Annotated in this window: 26 protein-coding genes and 1 pseudogene; 22 read left to right on the top strand and 5 right to left on the bottom strand. The window is 48.0% G+C overall.

Annotation, left to right across the window (positions count from 1 at the left end):
* Positions 1-2 precede the first annotated feature (2 nt).
* The 3 genes from pheT to AB1I50_RS04855 all read left to right on the top strand — a co-directional run bounded on the left by pheT (position 3) and on the right by AB1I50_RS04855 (position 3009).
* A complete protein-coding gene (pheT, locus tag AB1I50_RS04865; protein WP_407725103.1) occupies positions 3-2369 on the top strand; it encodes a phenylalanine--tRNA ligase subunit beta in 2367 nt (788 codons plus the stop codon).
* A gap of 62 nt (positions 2370-2431) precedes the next feature.
* Entirely contained in the window at positions 2432-2677 is a 246-nt protein-coding gene (locus tag AB1I50_RS04860) for an IreB family regulatory phosphoprotein (RefSeq protein ID WP_015523616.1), read from the top strand.
* Between the two features lie 29 nt (positions 2678-2706).
* Positions 2707-3009, top strand: coding sequence for a hypothetical protein (locus AB1I50_RS04855; RefSeq protein ID WP_407725102.1), 303 nt, complete (start codon positions 2707-2709; stop codon positions 3007-3009).
* A 297-nt stretch (positions 3010-3306) separates the two neighbouring features.
* Here AB1I50_RS04855 and AB1I50_RS04850 read toward each other — a convergent pair whose 3' ends face one another.
* From AB1I50_RS04850 to ylxM, 5 genes are all read right to left on the bottom strand, one after another.
* Positions 3307-4017 carry a hypothetical protein gene (locus AB1I50_RS04850; protein ID WP_407725101.1) on the bottom strand — a complete coding sequence of 237 codons (711 nt, stop codon included), beginning with the start codon at positions 4015-4017 and terminating at the stop codon, positions 3307-3309.
* A gap of 69 nt (positions 4018-4086) precedes the next feature.
* On the bottom strand, positions 4087-4320 hold the full coding sequence (locus AB1I50_RS04845; RefSeq protein ID WP_407725100.1) for a KH domain-containing protein: 234 nt from the start codon (positions 4318-4320) through the stop codon (positions 4087-4089).
* A 33-nt stretch (positions 4321-4353) separates the two neighbouring features.
* Positions 4354-4599 (bottom strand): 30S ribosomal protein S16, encoded by a 246-nt coding sequence (gene rpsP, locus AB1I50_RS04840; RefSeq protein ID WP_407725099.1) that lies wholly within the window; start codon positions 4597-4599, stop codon positions 4354-4356.
* Positions 4600-4666: 67 nt separating this feature from the next.
* Entirely contained in the window at positions 4667-6061 is a 1395-nt protein-coding gene (gene ffh, locus AB1I50_RS04835; protein ID WP_407725098.1) for a signal recognition particle protein, read from the bottom strand.
* Between the two features lie 9 nt (positions 6062-6070).
* Positions 6071-6421, bottom strand: a complete 351-nt coding sequence (gene ylxM / locus AB1I50_RS04830; protein WP_407725097.1) for a YlxM family DNA-binding protein — start codon at positions 6419-6421, stop codon at positions 6071-6073.
* Between the two features lie 426 nt (positions 6422-6847).
* On the opposite strand from ylxM, the gene AB1I50_RS04825 reads away from it, so the two are divergent.
* The 19 genes and pseudogenes from AB1I50_RS04825 to mraY all read left to right on the top strand — a co-directional run bounded on the left by AB1I50_RS04825 (position 6848) and on the right by mraY (position 24544).
* On the top strand, positions 6848-7780 hold the full coding sequence (locus AB1I50_RS04825; protein WP_407725096.1) for a PhoH family protein: 933 nt from the start codon (positions 6848-6850) through the stop codon (positions 7778-7780).
* Positions 7781-7810: 30 nt separating this feature from the next.
* Positions 7811-8317, top strand: a complete 507-nt coding sequence (gene ybeY, locus AB1I50_RS04820) for an rRNA maturation RNase YbeY (protein ID WP_407725095.1) — start codon at positions 7811-7813, stop codon at positions 8315-8317.
* Positions 8317-8793, top strand: coding sequence for a diacylglycerol kinase family protein (locus AB1I50_RS04815; protein WP_407725094.1), 477 nt, complete (start codon positions 8317-8319; stop codon positions 8791-8793). Before ybeY ends, AB1I50_RS04815 begins: the two co-directional genes overlap by 1 nt.
* Before the next feature lie 106 nt (positions 8794-8899).
* Complete coding sequence (gene era, locus AB1I50_RS04810; protein WP_407725093.1) at positions 8900-9808, top strand: GTPase Era; 909 nt, start codon at positions 8900-8902, stop codon at positions 9806-9808.
* Between the two features lie 69 nt (positions 9809-9877).
* Entirely contained in the window at positions 9878-10051 is a 174-nt protein-coding gene (locus AB1I50_RS04805; RefSeq protein ID WP_407725092.1) for a hypothetical protein, read from the top strand.
* A complete protein-coding gene (gene recO / locus AB1I50_RS04800) occupies positions 10002-10745 on the top strand; it encodes a DNA repair protein RecO (protein ID WP_407725091.1) in 744 nt (247 codons plus the stop codon). Before AB1I50_RS04805 ends, recO begins: the two co-directional genes overlap by 50 nt.
* An 8-nt stretch (positions 10746-10753) precedes the next feature.
* Positions 10754-13117 carry an endonuclease MutS2 gene (locus AB1I50_RS04795; protein ID WP_407725090.1) on the top strand — a complete coding sequence of 788 codons (2364 nt, stop codon included), beginning with the start codon at positions 10754-10756 and terminating at the stop codon, positions 13115-13117.
* A gap of 93 nt (positions 13118-13210) precedes the next feature.
* Positions 13211-13726, top strand: a complete 516-nt coding sequence (gene rimM / locus AB1I50_RS04790) for a ribosome maturation factor RimM (RefSeq protein ID WP_407725089.1) — start codon at positions 13211-13213, stop codon at positions 13724-13726.
* Positions 13716-14408 (top strand): tRNA (guanosine(37)-N1)-methyltransferase TrmD, encoded by a 693-nt coding sequence (gene trmD, locus AB1I50_RS04785; protein WP_407725088.1) that lies wholly within the window; start codon positions 13716-13718, stop codon positions 14406-14408. The genes rimM and trmD overlap by 11 nt, the downstream gene beginning before the upstream one ends.
* Before the next feature lie 270 nt (positions 14409-14678).
* A complete protein-coding gene (locus tag AB1I50_RS04780; RefSeq protein ID WP_407725087.1) occupies positions 14679-14942 on the top strand; it encodes an HPr family phosphocarrier protein in 264 nt (87 codons plus the stop codon).
* 101 nt (positions 14943-15043) lie between these two features.
* Positions 15044-16879 carry an excinuclease ABC subunit UvrC gene (gene uvrC, locus AB1I50_RS04775; protein WP_407725086.1) on the top strand — a complete coding sequence of 612 codons (1836 nt, stop codon included), beginning with the start codon at positions 15044-15046 and terminating at the stop codon, positions 16877-16879.
* A gap of 75 nt (positions 16880-16954) precedes the next feature.
* A pseudogene (gene rsmD / locus AB1I50_RS04770) lies at positions 16955-17512 on the top strand (16S rRNA (guanine(966)-N(2))-methyltransferase RsmD); the annotation flags it as partial.
* The gene (coaD, locus tag AB1I50_RS04765; RefSeq protein ID WP_407725085.1) at positions 17505-17990 is read left to right on the top strand and encodes a pantetheine-phosphate adenylyltransferase; all 486 of its coding nucleotides are present in this window, start codon (positions 17505-17507) and stop codon (positions 17988-17990) included. The pseudogene rsmD and the gene coaD, both read left to right, overlap by 8 nt.
* A 78-nt stretch (positions 17991-18068) precedes the next feature.
* Positions 18069-18536, top strand: coding sequence for an ATPase (locus tag AB1I50_RS04760; protein ID WP_407725084.1), 468 nt, complete (start codon positions 18069-18071; stop codon positions 18534-18536).
* Between the two features lie 285 nt (positions 18537-18821).
* Positions 18822-19241, top strand: coding sequence for a division/cell wall cluster transcriptional repressor MraZ (gene mraZ / locus AB1I50_RS04755; protein ID WP_407725083.1), 420 nt, complete (start codon positions 18822-18824; stop codon positions 19239-19241).
* A 9-nt stretch (positions 19242-19250) separates the two neighbouring features.
* Positions 19251-20174 (top strand): 16S rRNA (cytosine(1402)-N(4))-methyltransferase RsmH, encoded by a 924-nt coding sequence (gene rsmH / locus AB1I50_RS04750; protein ID WP_407725082.1) that lies wholly within the window; start codon positions 19251-19253, stop codon positions 20172-20174.
* Between the two features lie 281 nt (positions 20175-20455).
* The gene (locus tag AB1I50_RS04745) at positions 20456-20995 is read left to right on the top strand and encodes a hypothetical protein (protein ID WP_407725081.1); all 540 of its coding nucleotides are present in this window, start codon (positions 20456-20458) and stop codon (positions 20993-20995) included.
* Positions 20996-21202: 207 nt separating this feature from the next.
* Positions 21203-23479: a penicillin-binding transpeptidase domain-containing protein gene (locus AB1I50_RS04740; protein ID WP_407725080.1), complete on the top strand. Its 2277-nt coding sequence runs from the start codon at positions 21203-21205 to the stop codon at positions 23477-23479.
* Positions 23480-23518: 39 nt separating this feature from the next.
* The gene (mraY, locus tag AB1I50_RS04735) at positions 23519-24544 is read left to right on the top strand and encodes a phospho-N-acetylmuramoyl-pentapeptide-transferase (RefSeq protein ID WP_407725079.1); all 1026 of its coding nucleotides are present in this window, start codon (positions 23519-23521) and stop codon (positions 24542-24544) included.
* Positions 24545-24549: the final 5 nt, after the last annotated feature.

The raw sequence follows: 24549 nt of genomic DNA, 5'->3' as shown, positions 1-24549 counted from the left end.
CTATGTTTTTATCAATGAATTGGATTTCGGACTTTGTTGACTTTACAGGTCTTGACAAGCTGGAATTAATCCATAAATTTTCGCTTTCTACCGCCGAGGTAGAGAACGAAATTCTCTTTAAGGGCTCGGATTTGAGCGGCGTTGTTGTTGCCGAGATTAAATCCGTTGAAAACCACCCCGACTCAAAAAAGCTTCACCTTTTAAAGGTTGACACAGGTGAGGCTGAGCTTACCGACGTTGTATGCGGCGCGCCTAACGTAAGGGTAGGTATGAAAACCGCGTTTGCCAAGGTCGGCGCGAAAATCGGCGAGATTGAGATTGCTCCGCGTCCGCTCGCAGGTCATATGTCATACGGTATGTGCTGCAGCGAGGCTGAGCTCGGTATCAGCGACGACAACTCGGGAATTATGGAAATCACCGACGACGTTCCCAACGGCGCGGATTTAAAGAATATTTACGAGATTGACGATATTGTGTTTGAGGTAGACAACAAGTCGCTTACAAACCGCCCCGACCTCTGGGGTCACTACGGAATCGCGCGTGAATTTGCCGCCCTTGCCGGCAGAGAGCTCAAACCCCTCGGTGTTGAGGACTTAAAGGCGTACGACGGTCTTAAAAAGGTCGATTTGAAGATTGAGGATCCCCTTTGCTACCGCTATAGCTGTTTGCAGGTTGAGAACATCACCAAGAGCGTGAGCCCTGTTAATATGAGAATCCGCCTGTTCTACTGCGGAATGAGGGGCATTAACCTGCTTGCCGACCTCACCAACTACCTCATGCTCGAAATGGGACAGCCCATGCACGCTTTCGATTCGCGCAAGGTTGAAAAAATCAGAATTAAGCGCTTTGACAAGCCCTTCACCTTCAAAACCCTCGACGAGGTCGAGAGAAATATCGACGAAAACACCCTGATGATTTGCAACGGCGACCAGCCTGTTGCCATCGCGGGTATTATGGGCGGACTTGACTCCGAGATCGTAGATGACACCACAACCCTCACGCTTGAATCCGCCACCTTTGACGCGGCTTCAATCCGCAAATCAACGGTTCGTCTGGCTCACCGCACCGACGCTTCAATGCGTTACGAAAAGAGCCTTGATCCTGAGCTCACCGTTCCTGCAATCGCGAGATTTTTGTATCTCCTTAAGCAGTACGACGGCGGAGTGCAGGTGGTATCAGCCCTCACCGACGAGTACGCTTACAAGTACGACACGGTTGAGCTGAGTTTTGACAAGGCGTTTGTTGACCGCTATACGGGAATTGAGATTGACAACGACACCATCCTCAAAACCCTCACAAGCCTCGGCTTTAAGGCTGAGCTCGACGGCGACAACTTCGACGTTGTAGTTCCCTCTTGGAGAGCTACAAAGGACGTTACCATCAAGGCGGACATCATCGAGGAAATCACCCGAATTTACGGTTACGATAACTTTGACGTTAACACCACACGTTCTCCGCTCTATCCTGTCAGAATGGATGTTGTCAAGGAGAACGAGGACAAAATCAAGGACATCCTCGTTAAGCGTTACAGTCTTCACGAGCTTCATTCCTACGTTTGGGCGTATTATGACGAGCTTAAGGAGCTCGGAATTGAGGTTGAGCCGAACATCAAGCTTGCTAACGCCACTAACCCGAACATCGAGACAATCAGAAATTCAATGATCCCCACACAGCTTTGCCAGCTCAATGTTAACAAGGGCTACGCTCCCGAGTTCGGTATCTTCGAAATCGGCAGAGTTGTCGAGGGTATGGACGAGAACAACCTCTGTATCGAGAAGAAAAAGCTCGCAATCTCGCTGTTCAGCAAGGTTAAGGACGTTCGCGATTTGTACTTTGAGCTCCGCGACATCCTCGCGGTTATCACTGACGATCTCAAGCACAAGCAGCTTGAATTTAAAACCGCCGAGGCAACTCACGGCTATGAACACCCTGTTAACCTCAACTCGATTATACTCGACGGCGAGGTAATCGGTAAAATCGGTATCGTTCACCCTATAGTCGGCAAGAAGCTCGACAAAAAGGCTGCGATTGTATTCGCTGAGGTTGATATGCAGGCGTTTGCGGACAAGAAGAACGCTTCAATCATCTACGACGAGCCGTCAAAGTTCCCGCCAATGGACTATGATTTGTCGGTTGTTGTTCCCTCGGGAGTGTTGTTCAGCGACCTTTCACAGTGCTGGAAGAACGAGGGTACGGAAATTCTTAAGAATGTAAAGATTGTGGACACCTACGACACCGAGCTGTTCCACAGCATTACAATCAGGTTCGAATTTTCATCCTCAGAGCGCACGCTTTCATCCGCCGAGGTTCAGGCTGTAATGGACAAGGTAATCGAGAACCTTAAGGGTATCAACGTTAATTTGAGATAAAGGCTTGAATTTTAAACGGTTTTGGTTTATAATAAAATAGAATATCGGGAGGTGTTTTAAGTATGTTAGACAAAACTATGATTTTCTCGCTCGGCGAGGAAAAGGATGATCAGATTAAAGCAGGACTTACTATAGTTTATGACGCGCTTAGGCAAAAGGGTTATAACCCCATCAATCAGATTGTAGGTTACATTCTCAGCGAGGATCCCACCTACATCACAACCTACAACAACGCGCGCAACATCATCAGCAAAATAGACCGCGACGACTTACTTGAAGCACTGGTAAAATCCTATTTGAACGTATAGTTCACAATAAATTGAAAGGATGATGCCTTGTGGCAGACGCCAAAAAGGATAAGGAGTTTTCTACCTACAAGGGCAGACCTCTTGTGCGCTGCGGAGACGAGATTTACTACGGCAATATGGAAGAACCGTATGTAATCAGAATGCAGATTAAGTCCAAAAAGGAGCAGAACGGCATCGAAATCGCAGACAAGGTTGCGATTCAGCTTATGGCTACCGATCCGTACCTTTCTCCGCGCAAGCAGCTTGTTAAGTCAAGCGAGAAAAAGGGACTGTTTTTGGCAATGGATATTGCCGACATCTGGCTTAACCGCGCCTTAGCAGGCAAAATGTGACGGGGTTGCCCCCGCGGGCAAAGCCGCCTTTGGAAACGTTTGATTTATTCTTACGTTTCTGCAACGGCGGGGCAGAAGTTCGATTTGACTTCAACTTAATTACCAACGTTTTTGCAACGGCGGGGCAGAAGTTCGATTTGACTTCAACTTAATTACCAACGTTTCTGCAACGGTGGTTCGGAAGTTTGATTTAATTTCAACTTAATAACCAAAAGAAAAACGGAGCTGTCAAAAGCTCCGTTTTTTGTCGTGATGACACATTTATACGTAGAAACATAAATAAAAAGTAGGTTTTAATTATTTTAAATTAACTGCGTTTGGATTTGACGACGGCTTATAATTTTTATCCGCGTCAACAACGCCGCTCATAAAGTACTGCCTTTGCAGCTTATACATTCTTTGGTAATCGTTCGCCATATTTTCGTCGTCGGTATTGCAGCGGACGTCGGTCGGCTTAAAGTAGGTCAGGTATTTAACGCTTCCGTTAATTTCAACCGAGCCTGCAGGGTACTCAATATTCTGACCGTCAACCTCTTTTGGCGAGGTGTAGACGGTGAACAGCATACCCATACCGTCCCATTCCTTGACGATACCCCACTCGTAGTTTGACTTCTCATAAAACGTCAGACTGTAGCTTCCGTTTGTCAGCTCACCCTTGGCGTAAACCTTGCCCTTCCACTCGGGGATAGAGAATTTAATGCCGAGGTAAGGGTCGTAGTATTCCTCACCGTCGCAGAGCACAGCGCCGTTGAGCATTTTCGCTTCTGCCTTCGGTGAACTCTGCTGAGCCTGAGTTTCGGGAGCGGCAGTCGGGGCGTCTGTTGCAGGCGCTGCGGTAGTGGGCACAACTGTAGTCTGAGCTTCGGTTGTAGGAGCTGCTGTTGCCGCGGTGGTCGGCTCTGTGGGCGGCTGTTGGCGGAATAAATTAAATATTCCGCAGCCTGACATTGAAGCCGCCGTAATCAAAGCCGTGAGTATAATAAGCGCTGAAAATTTAAGCTTTTTCATAATAAATCTCCTAAAATTCAAGGGACAAACCGCGTGGATTTGCCCCTTATTTTTCAGTATCTCCGACAGTTAGTCGATTTCTACCATTACCTTTTCCTCGGTGCGGATTGAAGCGCTGCGCGCGATTGTACGGATAGCCTTGGCAATTCTGCCCTGCTTGCCGATAATTCTGCCCATATCGTCCTCTGCAACGTGGATGTGATAAACGGTAATGCCTTCCTCGTTGGGCTCGTCTCTGTCAACCTTGACAGCGTCGGGCTCGTCAACAAGTCCCTTTGCAATAATAGCAAGTAATTCCTGCATTGTTTTATCCTTTCTGATTGTTATTGAGTTTTATCAGTCAATAACGCCGTTCTTCTTAAGAAGAGCCTTAACTGTGTCAGTGGGCTGTGCGCCGTTGGCAATCCACTTCTTAACAGCCTCTGCGTCAACCTTGAACTCCGAGGGGGTCTTAAGGATGTCATAAGTACCGATTTCCTCAATAAAACGTCCGTTTCTGGGGTATCTTGAATCTGCAACTACTACTCTGTAGTAAGGAGCCTTCTTTGAACCCATTCTTCTAAGTCTGATTTTTACTGCCATAATTTACACCTCTATAAAAAATTAAAATATATATCTTCACCAATTCGTAGATTGGGTGAATTCTGTTTTAGAACGGAGGCATTCCGCCTTGTCCGCCCATACCGCCCATGCCGTCCATCGGCAGTCCGCCGAGTCCGGGCAGGAGCTTCTTTCTGCGGCGCTTTTTAGAGCCGCCCTTGCCGTTCATCTGCTTAATCATCTTCTGCATTTGGTCGAGCTGCTTAAGCAGACGGTTAACCTCCTCAACGGTTCTGCCCGAGCCTGCCGCAATTCTGCGCTTGCGCGACGGGTTAATCAGCGAGGGGTTACTTCTCTCCGCAGGAGTCATTGACAAAATAATCGCCTGAAGCCAGTCAATCTGTCTGTCGTTGATATCGGCGTCGTCAAGCTGATTGCCTATTCCCGGGATTTTTGACAGGATACCCTTAAGCGGTCCCATCTTCTTTATCTGAGCAAACTGGTCGTAAAGGTCGTTGAAGTCGAAGCGGTTGCTCATCAGCTTCTTCGCCATTTCTTCAGCCTTTTTTTCGTCCAGCTTGTTTTGAGCGTCCTCAATCAGGGTGAGCACGTCGCCCATTCCCAAAATTCTGCTCGCCATACGGTCGGGGTGGAACACCTCGAGGTCCTCGAGCTTTTCGCCTGTACCTGCAAACTTAATCGGCTTACCGGTAACCTCCTTAACCGACAGCGCCGCACCGCCTCTGGTGTCGCCGTCGAGCTTGGTGAGGATTACGCCGGTGATTTCGAGCAAATCGTTAAAGCTCTTTGCAACGTTAACCGCGTCCTGACCGGTCATCGAGTCGATAACAAGCAAAATGTCGTCGGGGTTAACCTCAGCCTTAATCTCCTTAAGCTCGTTCATCAGCATTTCGTCAATGTGCAGACGTCCGGCGGTATCGAGAATTACAACGTCGTTGCCGTAATCCTTTGCGTGCTTAACGGCTTCTCTCGCGATTTTGACAGGGTTATCCGTACCCATCTCAAATACGGGCACGCCTGCCTTTTCACCTACTACCTTCAACTGGTCGATAGCCGCAGGTCTGTAAATATCGCAGGCAACGAGCATCGGACGGTGGTTTTGCTCTCTGAGCATCTTGCCGAGCTTTGCCGTGTGAGTTGTTTTACCCGAACCCTGCAAGCCGCACATCATAATAACTGTCGGCGGCTTTGAGTTGAAGTTGAGCCTTTCGTTTTCGCCGCCCATAAGAGCGGTGAGCTCCTCGTTTACTATTTTAATTACCATCTGCGCAGGCGTCAGGCTCTCCATAACGTCCTGTCCTACCGCGCGTTCGGTTACTTTGTTGGTAAAATCCTTGGCAACCTTGTAGTTAACGTCTGCCTCAAGCAGTGCGAGCCTTACCTCGCGCATTGCCTGCTTAACGTCGTTTTCGTTTAGCTTGCCCTTGCCCTTTAACCTTTTGAATGCGTTGCTGAGTTTATCCGCAAGTCCTTCAAATGCCATAAGAACTCCTTATTCCTTTAATCCGAGCGCCTCTGCCTTTATGCTTTGCGCAAGGTCTTTGATCCTTTGATTGTCTGTTTCCGAGTCAATTTTTCCGGCGGCTTCAAGAATACGGTCAAGCCCCTGCTCGAGCTCTCGAAACCGTTTTAACATTCCAAGCTTTTGTTCAAGCTCAAAAAGGTTTTGCTCACAGCGCTTTATTCTGTCGCGCACACCCTGGCGCGTAATGCCGGTCTGAGCGGCAATTTCCGACAGCGATAAATCCTCGTTGTAGTAGAGGTCTATCATCTGCGCGGCGTCGGGCTTGAGCAGTCCGCCGTAAAAATCAAGAAGCAGAGAAATTTCAATGTTTTTTTCCATTTCCATAGCTCCTTGCTATGAGTGTGTAAAGCTAAACTCTTTACACCTCTGGTATTATATACTACATCTTATGTTTTGTCAAGGAAAACCTTCAATTTTGGTCGTTTGTTTTTCTGCTTCTAAAATTTGGCAGATATTTGGCAGATAAAAATATAAAATATTGCCCTTAAAAAAGTCAAAATAATAATAAAATAATAAAACGACTATTTGTTTATGTTATTATAATATCTATAATAGATTTTATCCGCGAAAATATACAAACAGCACAAAAACCTTGAGGGCTTTTTTGTGATTTTACACAAAATTTAAAAAAATAGTAAAAAAATATATATTTTAAAAGCCTTAATGGAAATTTTGTGTTATAATAACTATAAATTTGGCAATTAGGAGAATGATCTTACGGAACAAGTAATAAGCATTGACAGAATGGAGAATGTTGCTCAGCTTTTCGGCAGCTTTGACCAGAACATCAAGCTCATCGAGCGCGAGTTCGGCGTAAAAATCACCTGCCGCGACAGCGAGCTAAAAATTGACGGCGATATCGAGAGCGTGTCAAAGGCAGGCACGGTTATCGAGAGCCTTCTGCAGTTTATTAACCGCGGCGAGGCGCTGTCCGAGCAAAATATCCGTTACTGTATCTCCCTTGTCAACGAGGGATCGGAGGAAAAAATTGAACAGCTCGCGGGCGACTGCGTTTGCATTACCGCAAAGGGCAAGCCGATAAAGCCAAAGACAATCGGTCAAAAGCGCTACTGCAATATGATAGCCAAAAACACCGTTACAATCGGCGTAGGCCCTGCAGGTACGGGCAAAACCTACCTTGCCGTGGCAATGGCGGTTACGGCGTTCAGGAGCAAGCAGGTCAACCGCATTATTCTGACACGTCCTGCCGTTGAAGCAGGCGAAAAGCTCGGATTTTTGCCGGGTGATTTGCAGAGCAAGGTCGATCCGTATTTAAGACCTTTGTACGACGCGCTGTTTGATATGCTCGGAGCGGAAACCTACCAAAAGTACGTTGAGCGCGGCAATATCGAGGTTGCGCCGCTTGCGTATATGAGGGGCAGAACGCTTGACGACAGCTTTATTATCCTCGACGAAGCCCAGAATACCACCGGCGAGCAAATGAAGATGTTTTTAACAAGGCTGGGCTTCAACTCAAAAATGGTTATTACAGGCGATATAACGCAGATTGACCTTCCGCGAGGCGCCAAAAGCGGACTTAAGGACTGCGTGAAAATTCTTAAAAACATCGAGGGCATAGGTCACTGCACCTTTGACGCAAAGGATGTTGTACGCCATAAGCTGGTTCAGGTCATTATCAAGGCTTATGCAAAATACGAGAGCAAGGCTAAATCGTGATTTAAACATAAGAAAGAGAAGGTGGTTAATATGGCAGACAAAATTAAGGTAATCATTACTAACAACCAAAAAACCGTTAAAATTCCTACGGGCATACGTATGCTTGTCCGCCGTTGCTGCAACGCGGTATTAAAGCTCGAAAACTTTGAAGGTCCTGCGGAAATCAGCGTTACATTTACCGACAACGCAGGTATTAAGGAGCTTAACAAGCAGTACCGCGATAAGGATATAGAAACCGACGTTCTGTCGTTCCCGATGGGCGAAAACGGCGTTTACGATACCGATATGGAGACCGGTGCAAAGATTTTGGGCGACGTTGTAATCTCTATGGAAAAGGCGAGAGACCAGGCTGAGCTTTACGGTCATTCGCTCCAGAGAGAGGTGGGCTATCTCACCGCACACAGCGTTCTTCACCTGCTCGGCTACGACCATATGGAAAAGCTTGAAAAGGTTAGAATGAGAGAAAAAGAGGAGCTTGTTATGGAGCAGCTCGGACTTCCTGCCTCGTCAAGCTACATTGTATCAGATTACGAATAATGAAAAAGCAGCTTAAAAGCTTTGGCTGCGCAATAAAGGGATTTTTCGGCGCAGTGTGCAGCGAAGGGCACCTGCGCTTTCACCTTGTAGCGGCGGTATATGTGTTGGTGTTTTCATCGTTTTATAATTTTACCGCGGCGCAGTGGGCGGCTTTGATTATCCTAATCGCGCTCGTTATCGCGGCGGAGCTTGTTAATACGGCTATAGAGGACACCTGTGACGCTGTTACCACAGAGCAAAACGAGCATATCCGCCGAGCAAAGGATATGGCGGCAGGAGCGGTGCTTGTTTTGTCAATTGCGGCGGCAGCTATTGCGGTGATATTCTTCTGGAATTTGGAAGTAATAAAGAATATTTTTGCTTACTTCTCGCAAAATATCCCTATGCTGATACTTTTGATTATTTCGGCGGTTGTGTCAGTGCTTTTTATTGCGATAAGCCCTGCTAAAATAATTAAAAAATTCAAAAAAGACTGAGAGCATTTTTGCCTTTTACGGCGGAAATGCTTTTATTTTTTGACACGATATGTTATACTATAAACTGGAATATTTTAATTTGAAATAAATTTTTGAAGAGGTAATTATGAACACTAATGATAAATCGGCGTTTGTCGCTATCGTCGGCAAACCGAATGTGGGCAAAAGCTCAATTCTCAACAGGCTAATGGGGCAGAAAATCGCGATTGTGTCCTCAAAGCCGCAGACCACGCGCAACCGTATTACGGGCGTGCTGACCAAGGGCGAGTACCAGATTGTTTTCTTCGACACTCCCGGTATGCACAAGCCCAAGAATACACTCGGCAAGTATATGGTTCGCTCGGTTAACGAGAGCGTCGGCGGAGTTGACTGCTGTATGCTCGTGGTCGAGGCAGGCAAGGAGCCGTCTCCTGCGGATTTGAGCCTGATTGAAAAGTTCAAGACGATGGAAATGCCCGCGATTCTCGCGATAAACAAGATTGATATGCTTAAGGAAAAGGATGTGCTGATGAAGCAAATTTTGACCTACTCAAAGCTTTATGATTTTGAGGCGGTCGTACCTGTCAGCGCTCAGGACGGAAGCGGAATTGACGAGCTGTTTGAGGAGCTTAAAAAGCAGGCTTCCGAGGGCGGCCATTTCTTCGACGACGACACCCTTACCGACCAGCCAGAGCGCGTAATTGTCGCTGAGATTATCAGGGAGAAAATCCTGCGCCTATGCGACAAGGAAATCCCCCACGGCACGGCGGTTTTGATTGAGAAGATGAAAACCCGAGACAACGGAATTCTGGATATCGACGCGACGATATTCTGCGAGCGTGAAACCCACAAGCGCATAATCATCGGCAAAAACGGCGCGATGTTAAAGAAAATCAGCACCTACGCAAGGCAGGACATCGAGAGATTTTTCGACTGCAAGGTGTTTTTGCAGACCTGGATTAAGGTCAAAGAGGATTGGCGTAACCGCGCGCAATTGGTGCAGAATTTCGGTTACGACGAGCGCAATTTTGATTGATTAAATCAGGAAAAATATTCATTAAATAATCAATTCAAAAATCAAAACACTATTTTGGGAGGTGTTTTGATGGATGAATGGTATATGTGGCAGGTGTTTTTTCAGACGGGCAGCGTGCTCGACTACATCCGCTACAAAAGTATTCAAAGCTCAAAGGACTTGGGCGCCGACACCGTGAGAAGGGAGATTACCGATGAAGTTCCAAACGGACGGACTGATTATCAAAGAACAGAATATCGGTGAGCAGGACAAGCTCGTTTATGCCCTGACAAAATCCCACGGAGTTATCAAGGCGTTTGTGCGCGGCGCGAAGAATATCAAAAATCAAAAATGCGCGCCGTCGTCGCTGCTCTCATATTCCCGGCTCACCTTTTACAAAAGCCGGGAAAGCTACATAATCGGTGACGCGCGGATTTTGCGGATATTCTCAAAGCTCCGCGGCGACGTAAAAAAGACCTGCCTCGCGCAGTATTTTTGCGAGCTTGCGCTTACAATCTGTCCGCGCGAGCAACCGGCGGAGAAGTTTTTGAGCCTTATGCTCAATTCGCTTTACTTAATCTCGGAGGGCAAACGGAGTGAGGAGCTTGTAAAGCCCTGCTTTGAAATGCGCCTTGCCGCTATGGCAGGTTATCTGCCCAATTTGGTAATGTGCCGCGAATGCGGAGTTTACGCCGCAGAGGAGATGTACTTTTCTCCGCGCACAGGCGAGATTGAGTGTGCTTCCTGCCACGGAATAAAGGCGGATGGAATGGTAAAGCTAAGCGAGGCTGCGCTCACCGCACTGCGCCACACGGTGTATTCCGACGACGACAAGCTGTTTTCCTTTACCCTCAGCGAGGAAGGGCTTAAAATGCTCAACTCCGCGTCGGAAAGCTATTTGCAGTACCGCTTTGAAAAAGAATTCAAAACCCTTAATTTTTACAAGGCTATTACATAGGAAAAGTTATGAACAGACATTACAAAACACTTGAACTCGATAAAATTTTACAGCGCCTTTCCGACTTGACAGTGCTCGATACTGCGCGTGATAAAGCGTTGAAATTAGAGCCTGTCTTTGAGCTTGACAAGGTGAACAAGCGCCTAAAACAGACAGACGACGCGCTTATGCTCAGCGGAAGGTTCGGCTCGCCGTCCTTCGGCGGAGCGGTAAGCTGCGCAGGCAGCTTAAGACGCGCTCAGGCAGGCGGCTGTCTTTCAACCTCGGAGCTGCTCAAAATCGCGCGGACTCTACACGTTATCCGCACGGTAAAGGAGTGGCACTCAAAGTTCGCTTCCGTCGAAAATTCGCTCGATATTTATTTCAGCGGACTTGTCTCCAACAAGTTTTTGGAGGATAAAATCACGACCGCGATTATCAGCGAGGATGAAATTTCCGACAAGGCAAGCCCTGCGCTGTCGGATATCCGCAGAAAAATCCGCACCGCGTCATCAAAGGCGCGCGAGGTGCTCGATAAAATCATCCACAGCTCGTCTTACGTAAAATATTTGCAGGAGGCTATCGTCACCCAGCGCGACGGCAGGTATGTTGTGCCTGTCCGCAGCGAGTGCAGGAACAACGTTCCCGGCTTGGTTCACGACACCTCGTCGAGCGGTCAGACCGTGTTTATCGAGCCGATGGGAGTTGTGCAGGCAAACAACGACATCAAGCTTCTTAAAGGCAAGGAGGAGGACGAGATTGAGCGTATCCTCTTTGAGCTGTCCGTGAGCGCAGGCGACTACGCCGACGCGATTATAAAGAGCTACGACAACCTCTGCACATTAAATTTAATCTTTGCAAAGGCGGAGTTTGCCTACAGAATGAGAGCCTCTATGCCGGTTATGAACGACCGCGGAAAAATCAATCTAAAGCAGGCGCGGCATCCGCTTATCGAAAAGGAAAAGGTCGTGCCGATTGACGTAAACCTCGGCAACGAATTTGACACGCTCGTAATCACAGGCCCGAACACCGGCGGTAAAACCGTAACGCTGAAAACAATCGGACTTTTAACGCTGATGGCTATGTGCGGACTTTTGGTGCCGTGCGCCGACAATAGCGAGCTGAGCGTTTTCCGCAGAGTGCTTGTGGACATTGGCGACGAGCAGAGCATTGAGCAGTCGCTGTCCACCTTCTCGGCTCATATGACGAATATCGTCCAGATAATCAAGCTCGCAAACGCTGGCTCATTGTGCCTGATAGACGAGCTCGGAGCAGGAACCGATCCCGTCGAGGGAGCGGCATTGGCGATTGCAATTCTCGAAAAGCTCCGCTCAAAGGGAGCGAAAATCGCTTCAACCACCCACTACGCCGAGCTTAAGGAATTCGCGCTTAGAACCGACGGAGTAGAAAACGGCTGCTGCGAGTTCGACGTCGCCACATTAAAGCCGACCTACCGTCTGCTTATCGGCGTGCCCGGCAAGAGCAATGCGTTTGCTATATCGCGCAGGCTCGGCTTGGGAGAGGACGTTGTAGAACGCGCAAACGAGCTTGTTTCCACCGAGAGCAGGCAGTTTGAGGACGTGGTCGAAAAGCTCGAAAAGCGCCGCCAGGGGCTTGAAAAACAGCTTGAAAACGCCAACCGCCTGACCGCAAAGGCGAATACCGAAAAGCAAAAGGCTGAAAATGAGCTCAGAAAGGCAAAGCTCGACGCCGAGCGCGAGATTGAACGCGCAAAGCAGGAGGCTCAGCGCATTGTATCATCAACACGCGCAAGGGCGGACGCGCTTGTCGAGGAGCTCGAAAAGGCGCGCAGGGAAAAGGAGCTTTCCGCAGAACAGCGCTCAAAGCTCAGGCGCGACATCAACCAAATGGAAGCCGGAGCAGACCCGATAAAGCTCAAAAATATACCCGATGAAGAATACAAGCTGCCCCGTCCGCTTAAGGTCGGTGACGAGGTGCTGATTTACGATATCGACAAAAACGCGACGGTGCTCGCGCCGCCGAACAAGGACGGCGTTGTGCTCGTTCAGGCAGGAATAATCAAGACGAGGGTTGACATCAAAAATCTACGGCTCTTAAAGTCAAAGGTTAAGCCTCCTGCGGCAAAGCTGACTACCACGCGCAGTATGCCCAGCCGAATGGACGCGCGTCCCGAAACCGAGGTTGACGTTCGCGGACTGACCGCGTTTGAGGCAACCGGGGTTGTCGATAAGGCGATTGACAACGCCGTGCTGTCGGGAATAAACAAGCTGACCATTATCCACGGCAAGGGCACGGGCGTGCTCAGACGCGAGATAAACAGATTTTTACGCTCAAATAAAGCCGTTAAATCACAGCGCCTCGGAACCTTCGGTGAAGGCGAGGACGGCGTAACTATTGTAGAACTGCGTTAAAGCAGTTCTACAATGAATAATGAAGAATGAATATTGAATAATGAATAATTGAGGGCGGGCGCTGCCCGCACCCGAATTTATAAGGAATAAAGTATGAAAAAACAATTTTTGGAAACAGGCAGAATTGTCGGCACACACGGAATAAAAGGCGAGGTAAGAATCGAGCCGTGGTGCGACTCGCCGCAGTTTTTATGCGCGTTCAAAAAGCTCTACCTCGACGAAAAGGGAGAGACGTTTTTTGAGGTAAAATCCCGTCCGCATAAAAATATAGTTCTTGCAAAAATCAAGGGTGTTGAGACCATCGACCAAGCCGAAAGACTTCGCGGAAAAATCGTTTATATCAACCGTGATGACATCACTCTCGGCGAGGGCGTGGAGTTCGTGCAGGATTTAATCGGCGCAAGGGTGATTGACGCGGACAACGATAAGGAATACGGAACCCTCACCGACGTGTTGCGCACAGGCGCGAACGACGTGTACGAGATTACCGACGCCGACGGCAAAAAGTACCTCGCGCCCGTTATCGACGACGTTATCATCGAGAAGAACACCGACGAGGGCTATGTGCTTATCCGCCCGATGAAAGGAATTTTTGACGATGAGGATTGATATAATCACGCTTTTTCCCGAGATGTTCGAGCCGGTTTTTAACGACAGCATTATCGGCAGAGCGCAAAAAAGCGGAGAAATCAGCATCCACACCCACCAGCTCCGCGACTTTGCTTTTGACAAGCACAGGCGCGTTGACGACACGCCCTACGGCGGCGGTATGGGTATGCTGATGAAGGCTGAGCCGATTGCGCTTTGCTTTGAGGAAATTTGCCGTCAGACAGGCGAACGTCCGCACTTTGTGTATATGTCGCCGCAGGGAAAAACGCTGAACCAGCAAAGACTCAAGGAGCTTGCGGATATAAAGAACATCTGCGTGCTCTGCGGTCATTACGAGGGCGTTGACCAGCGCCTGCTCGACAGCTTTATTGACGAGGAAATTTCTATCGGAGATTACGTGCTCACAGGCGGAGAAATCCCTGCAATGGTGTTCTGCGACGCATTGTGCAGAATGGTGCCCGGAGTGCTCACAAACAACGAGTGCTTTACCGAGGAAAGCCACTATAACGGCCTGCTCGAATACCCTCAGTACACAAAGCCCTCCGAATGGCGCGGAATTGAGGTTCCCGACGTTCTTCTCAGCGGTCACCACGCAAATATTGAGAAGTGGAGAAAAGAAAAAAGTCTTGAAGTTACCGCCCAAAAACGCCCCGATTTGCTTAAAAACAAGGGCGTGCTTTAACGCGGTAAAACACAGTCTTTTGTTATACTTTAACAAAAATGCAGGGTTATCTTGCTATATGTTGATTTAATACTGTTTATTATTACATAATTTGTTGTAAAAGTGCACAATAAACGCACTCGATTTTCTACATCGGGTGAATATTAATACGAAATTAAATTAATCGTATTGACCTTGCAAAAGTTTTTGATTATAATATGTAATAATCGAGGCATAAATAAGGATAATTAAGTTATCGATATTAACTTTGAAGAGAAGAGGGTATCAATTATGTACGTTAAGGAAGTATTAGTTCAAAACAAGGCAGGCTTACATGCACGTCCCGCAACTTTCTTTATTCAGAAGGCCAACGAATACAAGGCTACTATCTGGGTAGAAAAAGAGGAGCGCCGTGTTAACGCTAAGAGCCTTTTGGGCGTTCTTTCGCTCGGCATCATCGGCGGTACAACAATCAAGATTATCGCTGACGGTTCTGACGAAACAGAGGCTGTTGAAGGTCTTGCAGAGCTTGTTGAGTCAGGCTTTGCCGAGTAATTTGTGTTGAACATTTAGCATTAAGGGCGGATTATATCCGCCCTGTTTTTTCTGTATAGAAAAATCCGCAAAAAAGAATTTGTGTAAAGGCAGGTGATATTATGAACCCGAAAATGAGCGAGCTCAGGAAAAAGGCTATGGCTTTGCCCTTGCTGCCCGGCGTGTACATTATGCACGGCAAGGGCGGAGAGATAATCTACATCGGCAAGGCAAAGGCGCTCAAAAACCGCGTCAGCCAGTACTTCGGCTCACAGAACAACCATCCCGAAAAGGTTCGCCGTATGGTCGACAACGTCGATCACTTCGAGTACATTATCACCGACAGTGAGTTTGAAGCGCTCATCCTTGAATGTAGTCTTATCAAACAGCACACGCCTAAGTACAATATTCTTTTGAAGGACGACAAGGGCTACAGCTATATCCGTGTAGGCGAGGGCGATTGGGGAAAAATCTCTTACGTCCTGCAAAAGTCCGACGACGGAGCGCAGTATATCGGCCCATATAAGAGCAGTTATTACGTAAAAAGCGCGGTCGAGGAAGCTAACAAAATCTTTATGCTCCCGACCTGCAACCGCAAATTTCCGCAGGATTTCCGCAAGGCAAGGCCGTGCCTGAACTACCACATCAAGCAGTGTATGGCGCCGTGCACAGGCAGAGTTAAAAAGGCTGATTACCGCGAGGCGGTCAGCCAGGCTCTTGACTTTCTGAAGGGCGGTTCGTCAAATTCCGTAAAGCTTTTGACCGAGCAGATGGAGCAGGCGGCGGAAAATCTTGAATTTGAACGCGCCGCGAAAATCCGCGACAGAATAGCCGCGGTAAAAAAGATGGGCGACAAGCAAAAGGTAGTCGCTAACAAGGTGCTCGACGAGGACGTGGTAGCAGGATTTTCCAACGACGGAAAAATCTGCTTTCAGGTGTTCCGCTTTGAGGGCGGAAGGCTGTTTGACCGCGAGAGCTTTATCTTTGAAATCGGCGACGAAGCCGCCGACCTCGAGGAATTTTTGCTCCGCTATTACACCTTAAGAAGCGACGTTCCGAAAAACATCGCGCTTTACAGGGAGTATGACGGAATTGAGGATTTGTCGCGGTGGCTCAGCGAAAAACGCGGAAATAAAGTGAATATCACAGTGCCTCAGCGCGGAGAGCAGGCTCAGCTTGTAGCGATGTGCCGTTCAAACGCCGCGGAAGCGCTCGCCCAGCAAAAGGGAGCGACAGTACGCGAGTACAGCGTGCTTGAGGAGCTCCGTCAGCTTTTGGGGCTCGAAAATATCCCCGAATATATCGAGTCTTACGATATTTCAAACCTCGCCGGAACGGAAAACGTCGCAGGAATGATTGTCTATAAAAACGGCAAGCCGCTCAAATCCGCCTACCGCAAGTTCAAAATCAAGGGCTTCGAGGGGCAGGACGACTACGCTTCAATGGCTGAGGTTCTGCAAAGGCGCTTTGAGGAATACTACAACGCCGAGGACAGCGACGAGGGCTTTGGAAAGCTGCCCGATTTAATTTTGCTCGACGGCGGCAAGGGACAGGTAGCCGCAGTCAGGGAAGTATTTGACAGAATGAATATATCCGTGCCGCTTTTCGGTATGGTCAAGGACGACAAGCACCGCACGCGCGCCGTAACAGGCGAGGGCGGAGAAATCGCAATTAACTCACGCAGGCAGGTGTTCACCTTCCTGAGCAAAATGCAGGACGAGGTTCACCGCTTTGCGATCGGCTACCACCACGCGCGCAGAAAAAAGAATACTTTTAAAAGCTCGCTCACCCAAATTGACGGTGTGGGAGAGGTCAGGGCAAAGGCGCTTTTAAAATATTTCAGGACGATTGACAATATTTCAAAGGCAGATTTAGAGGAGCTTGAACAGGCTCCGAAAATGACAAAGGACTGCGCTTTGGCAGTTTACAGATATTTTAATCCCGAAAATGAGAATTAAATTTTGTAATTTTTTAAAAATAATATTGTAATATGTTGTTTTGTGTGATATAATTAATGAGTTAACGAAAAGGACGTTTTTATGCGAGTAATTACAGGTACTGCAAAAGGCAGACGGCTTCAAACCCTTGAGGGCGAGGATGTCCGTCCCACAACCGACAGAATTAAAGAAGCGGTTTTTTCCATTATCCAGTTTGAGACCGAGGGCAGGGTATTTTTGGACTTGTTCGCGGGCTCGGGACAAATGGGAATTGAGGCGCTCAGCCGCGGAGCTGAGTCGGCATATTTTGTCGACAACTCCAAAAAATCAGTTATGACCGTAAAGCAAAACCTCAAAACCACTCATTTTGAGGACAGGGCAAAGGTCTTTCAAATGGACTTCCGCAGCTTTTTGTCGGCAAACAGCAAAAGCTTTGATATTGTATTTCTCGACCCTCCGTACAAGACCGGAGCGCTTCAGGAAAGCTTGGAGCTTGTGGCAAATGCTGTTAAGGACACGGGCGTTATCATTGCCGAAAATCCGCTTGATGAAGAAATTTTATCACAATACGGCGATTTTGTACTTGACAGACAGTATCGCTATGGTAAAATAAAAATAACGACTTTCAGAAATAAGGATTTTTGTAATGAATAAAACCGTAATTTGCCCCGGAAGCTTCGACCCGGTAACTCTCGGGCATCTTGATATTATCAAAAGGGCGTCAAAAATGTTCGGCAAGGTGTATATCGCAGTCCTTGTCAATTCGTCAAAAACCCCGAGCTTTTCAATCGAGGAGCGAATCGAGCTTTTGAGCGACGCCGTAAAGGGGCTTGATAATGTTGAGATTGTCAGCTTTGAGGGCTTGCTCGCAGAGTATTGCAGACAGCACGGCGTAGACGCTATCGTCAAGGGACTCCGGGCTGTGTCTGACTTTGACTACGAGTTTCAGATGGCTATGGCGAACAAAAAGATTAACCCCGAGCTTGAAACAATCTTCCTGACCGCCGACAGCGACTCAATGTACCTCAGCTCGAGTATGGTTCGCGAAATCGGCTCAATGGGCGGAGATATAAGCAACTTCGTGCCGGAGTGCGTTCACGACAGAATTGTCAAAAAGCTCAAAAAGAATTAGATTGGAAATGTCCGGCACTGCCGGTTGATTAAATAAAATACAACTTATAATAAATATAAGGGAATAGGAGTGGAGAAAATGAAGGTTGATGATTTAATTTTACAGCTTCAGGATTTAATTAACGATTCAAAAACAGTTCCCCTTTCGGGCGGCAAGGTTATGGTTAGCAGCGATGAGGTTTACGACATCATCGAGCAGATTCAGGACGCTATGCCCGCAGAGGTAAGACAGGCTAAGAATATCGTAGCCGACAGAAAGCAGATTCTTGCCGAGGCTAACCGCGAGTCGGAGAATATTATCCGCGCGGCTGAGGAGCGCAAGAAGGTTATGCTCAACCAGAGCGAGCTCGTAAGAGAGGCTCAGGCAAAGGCTAAGGAGATTGTTGACGACGCCAAGGCTAAGTCGGCGGAAATCAGAAAGGCTGCAAACGTTTATGTTGACGGCATTATGAAGCGCACCGAGGAGAGCCTCAGCACTCAGCTTAACGAGGTTAAAAAGACACGCGCGAACATTATCAATTCCCAGAGAGCTAAGCGCGAGGGATAATATTTATTTCACATTACGACAGACGGCGTTCGCCGTCTGTTTTTTTATGCTCTGCATCATTGGAAATAATGAAAAAAGACTTCCATTTGTACGATTTTGATATACTGACTTGCGCTTGTTTGTATAAATCCGACAAATTGTAATTATTTTTTATAATTTAGTAACTTTTTCTTGATTTTTTCTCTTAGATGTATTATAATAGTAGCACACAGTGTCATTTTGTGTCATTTTGTGATATCAAATGGCAAATTAAACTAAGATTTGCAGATTTTGGAGGTGAACCGAGTGTTTTTAGGAACGTCTGACCACAGTATAGACGCCAAGGGCAGAATTGTCCTGCCTGCAAAGTTCCGCGAAGAGCTCGGAGATACCTTCTACATCGCCAAGGGCTTTGACAGTCCGTGCGTTCAGGTAATGTCAACGGAGCAATTTGAGCGGATTATCGCGAATATCAAGGAGCTTCCTGCGGACAAAGCGAGGGCGCTTCAGTACGCCTTTACTGCGACGGCGGCGGAGGTTTCTCCGAACGCCTCGGGAAGAATTATGATTCCCCAGTCGCTCAGAAAAGCCGCGGAGCTTGAGGACGAAGCCGTTGTTTTGGGTATGGACACCAGAATTGAAATCTGGAACAAATCCAAGTACGACGAGTTCAGCGGCTCCAACAAGGACGTACTCGGTGAAGCAGTCGCACTTCTCAGGTTTTAGGAGGACGAAATGGAGTTTTCTCATATTCCCGTTCTTCTTAATCAGACAATCGAAGGGCTTAATGTCAACCCGAACGGCATTTACGTTGACGGCACTGCCGGCGGCGGAGGTCATTCTTCCGAAATCCTTAAATGCCTTACAAGCGGCAGGCTGATTTGCATTGACCAGGATCCCGACGCAATCTGTACTCTGACCGAGCGCTTTAAGAAAAACGAAAATGCGCTTATCGTCAAGGGCAACTTTGCCGACATCAAGGAACTGCTTGAACAGCGCGGAGTTTTTAGGGTGGACGGTGTTTTGCTCGATATCGGCGTTTCATCTCACCAGCTCGACACTTCCGAGAGGGGCTTTTCGTTCCACGAGGACGCTCCGCTCGATATGCGAATGAGCCAAAAGGGAGCGACAGCGGCGGATTTGATAAATTCACTGCCGTATGATGAGCTTAAAAAGATAATCTACGATTACGGCGAGGAAAAGTACGCGCCGTCAATCGCAAAGGGGATTGTCGAAAGCCGTCAGAAAAAGCCTATAGAAACTACCTTAGAGCTTGCGGAGATTGTCAAAAGCAACGTTCCGCAAAAGGTAAGGCGCGACGGTCATCCGGCACGCAAAACCTTTCAGGCAATCCGGATTGCCGTGAATGACGAGCTCGGAGTGCTCGAAAAAGGGCTTGACGGTGCGTTTGAGCTGCTCGGAAGCGGCGGAAGGCTCGCAGTTATCACCTTCCATTCGCTTGAGGACAGGATTGTTAAGCGGAAAATGGCGTCATGGGCACAGGGCTGTACCTGCCCTAAGGACTTTCCGGTATGCGTTTGCGGAAACAAACCAAAGGTACGTTTGATTACCCGAAAGCCTGTTTGTGCAAATGAAACAGAATTGACTGAAAACCCGAGAGCAAGAAGTGCAAAGTTGAGAATATGCGAAAAAATTTGAGAAATTTCTTCTCAACACTGGACAAATCGAGAGTTTTGGTGTAAAATTATAACAAAGTTGTAAATTATGTTACAACTACAACCGGTTGTGTTTTAAGAAAATGTAATCACTAAATGTTCCATTTTCTGAGAAATGTCCGTGAAATCGGACAGATTGTGTGTTATTTGTAGAAACGAAATTGTTAAAATTTTGAAACTTTTTTGTTTTATAGAAATATAAAGCAGAATTTAGTGTGTTTTATGAAAATTTTTTGATAGTAGAAAGGCACAAGGTGCAGTCCAATGGCATATGAGAATAACAATGCCGCTTACGACTTAAGTCTTTTTGACGACGAGGTTTACACCTCGGCCGCTCCCGCAAGAGAGCTTGAAGACGAGCCCGTAAGAAAGGTTAAGAAAAAACAGAAAACGAAAATAGTTGAGTTCTCTGAGGACGATATCAACAAGGCAAGACGCCGCAAGCACAACCCTGTAAAGCTTATTATCGGCGGTTTATGCGCGGCAGTAGTAACATTTGTTATCGGCGCAATCATCGTTGGTCAGGTTCAGCTTACCGAGCTTAACCAAAAGATTATTTCAGCGCAGGAGACGTTGGCGGATACTCAGAGTATTTACACTCAGAACCAGATGAAGCTGGAGGCAAGCCTCTCGAACGCGGAAATTGAAAAGCACGCAACCGAGGTGCTTGGTATGACCAAAGCCTCAAACGCTCAAAAGGAATTTGTTTCTATTGAGAGCGGCGACAAAGCAGAGGTTTCTGCTCAGAAAGGTGAAAATATTTTCACTCAGTTTATTGAGTCAATTAAAAATCTTTGGTCATAACATTCATTAGAATTTAATATATTATAATGAAAATGAGAGTTAAGACAAAGTCTTGGCTCTCTTTTTGCAGTTAGTTCGACCTGCATATGTATGATTGAGTTTGACTGAATTTGGAATATTTCGGCGCATTATTTGTCGAAAAACCGTTACTTGCCCAAAATATTCCATTTAACTACATCATTATAATCTCTGTAAAGGAGTTTTATTTTGGAAGATAATGAAAAAAAGGTAAGAAGCACCAAAAAACGCGCCGAGCTCGGCCCTAACCAAAGGCTCAGACAGCGCACGGCGGTGCTCATAATCGTAATACTTGTAATCGGCTTCGGCGCGGCGCTGATCAGACTTTCCTTCCTGACGCTTGTTCAGGGAAGCTCGCTTCAGGAATCCGCCGTAAGCCAGATGCTCCGCGACACGACAATCAACGCCAAGCGCGGAACAATCTATGATACCAACGGCAAGGTGCTTGCGGAAAGCGCCTCGGCGTGGCAGGTCGTGCTGTCTCCGATAAACTTTAAGGACGACAAGCAGCGCGAGGCTGCGGCGAGCGGACTGTCCGAAATTTTGGGCGTCGACTATCAAAACGTCCTCGAAAAAACCCAGCAGAAAAGCTACTACGTTGTTGTAAAGCGCAAAATCGAGGTTGAAGCGCGCGATCAGGTAATGGCGCTGATGGATAAACTGTCAAAGGAATACGACTGCGACGGCGTTATCCAGCTCCTTGACGACTACAAGCGTTACTATCCCAAGGAGGAACTCGCCTCCTGCGTAATCGGCTTTACCGGCGCGGACGAACAGGGACTTGAAGGCGTAGAGTTTAAGTACGACGACTACCTCGCAGGCACTCCGGGACGAATTGTCACCGCCGGAGACGCCAGAGGAACGAATATGCCGTTCCAATACGAGCAAAATATAGAGGCAGAGGACGGCAACAACATCTACCTCACTATTGACGAAACAATCCAGTCAATCTGCGAAAAATATATGGCGCAGGGCATTGAGGAAAATAACGTTAAAAACCGCGCGGTATGTATCGCGATGGACGTTAACACAGGCGCTATTCTGGCGATGGTTACGGCTAACGGCTACAACCTCAATGACCCGTACACACTGCCCCAGGAAACCCAGCAAAAAATCAACGAGCTCCCCGAAAAGGAGCGCGAAAAGGCTGAGGGTGAGGCGCTGTCGGCAATGTGGCGTAACAAGGCGGTTGCCGATACATATATGCCCGGTTCGGTATTTAAGATGTGTACCGCTTCAATGGCTCTCGAAGAAGGCAAGGTCAATGACGAAACAAACTTTGCCTGCGGCGGATCGTATGTTGTAGACGACAAGACGATTAACTGCCACGCTCTCGGCGGTCACGGAAACCAGAACTTTACCCAGGCAATCTGTAACTCCTGTAACCCGGCGTTCATCCAAATCGGACAGCTCGTCGGAATGAACAAGTTCAGGGATTATTACCGCGGCTTCGGCTTTGCCGAAAAGAGCGGAATTGACCTCCCGGGCGAGGCTGACGACAGCTTCTGGCCCGAGGGCACGATGAGTATGGTCGACTTGGCGGTTGCCTCGTTCGGTCAGAACTTCTCAATCACACCTATCAGTATGATTACCGCCTGCGCGGCGGTTTCAAACGGCGGCTATGTTTTGCAGCCGTATGTTGTTTCAAAAATCACCGACGCCAAGGGCAACGTTATCAAAAACGTTGAAAAGAAGGTTAAGCGTCAGGTTATCTCAAAGGAAACCTCCGACAAGCTCAACGAAATTCTCGGCTACAACACCGAGACCGCAGGCGCTACGGCAGGTTATGTAGCAGGTTATAAGGTAGCCGGCAAGACCGGTACTTCCGAGAAAATCGGCGTTGAGGAGCCCGTCAGTGGCTTCGGTAAGGACTACATCGCTTCGTTCTGCGGCTACGCTCCGGCGGACGATCCGCAAATCGCGATGCTCGTGTTCTTCGATACTCCCGACGGCGGCGCCTACTACGGCTCACAGGTATCATCGCCTGTATTCATCAATATTATGACTGAGGTTCTGCCTTACCTTGAAATCAAGACCGATTACAAGGAGGAGGATTTGGCGTTTATCGACGTATCCGCAGGCGACTACACAGGACTTTCGCTTGAAGAGGCGAAGAAGGCGGTAGAAAACGACGGCTTCACCTGCACGGTCAAGGGCTCGGGCGACAAGGTTCTCTCGCAGCTTCCGGCAGTTGCTTCTAAGCTTTCACCGGGCGGCAGCATTGTGCTTTACACCGACGAGGAGAGCAGGACAGAGAAGGTAACGGTTCCGAACTTCCTAGAAAACACCGCTTCCTATGTAAATCAGGTTGCGGCAGGCTACGATTTGAACGTCAACTTCGACGGCGCGGTAAGCTCCGGCGGACTTGCGGTGGCTCAGGATATCCCCGAGGGTACCGAGGTAGCTCCGGGTACGGTAATCACGGTTACCTTTGAGGCGTCAACCGACACCGGCTTTAACGATTAGCGCGTTTCCGGCGTTATATATGAAAGGAACGAAAAAAGAATGATAGTTTACGGAATATGGACGTTTGCGGCGGCGGTACTTGCATTTATAATTTCCGCCGTAACGGGTAAGTATTTAATCCCGTATCTGCACAAAATAAACTTCGGACAGACAATTCTCGAGGAAGGTCCGCAGTGGCACAAGGGTAAGCAGGGCACTCCGATTATGGGCGGTATAATGTTTATACTCGCCAGCGTGGTTGTCGGAATCGTCAGCACGGTTTTGTATGTGATGTTCGGCGCACAGTTTGTAACAACATTCTTCGCGGATATCCACGGCGAGGCAATTTACATCTTCGCAGGTCTCGGACTTGCGCTTGCAAACGGCTTAATCGGCTTTATCGACGACTACACAAAGGTTGCAAAAAAGCGCAATCTCGGCCTTACAGCCGCACAGAAGCTTTTGCTCCAGTTTGCGGTAGCCGCCGTTTATCTCGCTGTTTTGGGATTTTCGGGCTGCGGAACAAGCACCTATATTCCGTTTGTCGGCAACGTTGACTTAGGATTTTTCTATTATATTATCTCGGCAATTGTAATTGTCGGAATTGTAAACGCCGTTAACCTCACCGACGGTATCGACGGTCTTGACGGCTCGGTAACATTCTTCGTAGCAGTGGCGGTTATGCTTATCGCAAGCAGGCTTTACTACCTCGGCGTTACCGCACTCAGCGCGGCTGTCGCAGGCGCGTGCCTCGGCTTCCTTGTGTGGAACTTCCACCCTGCAAAGGTATTTATGGGCGACACCGGCTCGCTCTTCCTCGGCGGAATGGTGTGCGGACTGGCGTTTGCGATAAGAATGCCGATTCTGCTCTTGCCGCTCGGAATCGTTTACCTCTGCGAGATGTTCTCGGTTATTCTTCAGGTAAGCTACTTTAAGCTCACCCACGGAAAAAGACTGTTCAAGATGAGCCCGATTCACCACCATTTTGAGATGTGCGGCTGGAGCGAGGTTAAAATCGTGGCGGTGTTCAGCGCCGTTACGGCAGTTTTCGGAGCATTGTCTTTTGTTTTGGTACTATTCGGATAATTTTA

Origin of the sequence: Ruminococcus sp. NATIVEDY161 (assembly GCF_045819895.1) — a bacterium.
In the GTDB taxonomy this organism is placed as follows: Bacteria; Bacillota; Clostridia; order Oscillospirales; family Acutalibacteraceae; genus Ruminococcoides.
The sequence above is the reverse complement of the archived record's forward strand: the minus strand, read 5'-3'. Positions and strand labels throughout refer to the sequence as shown.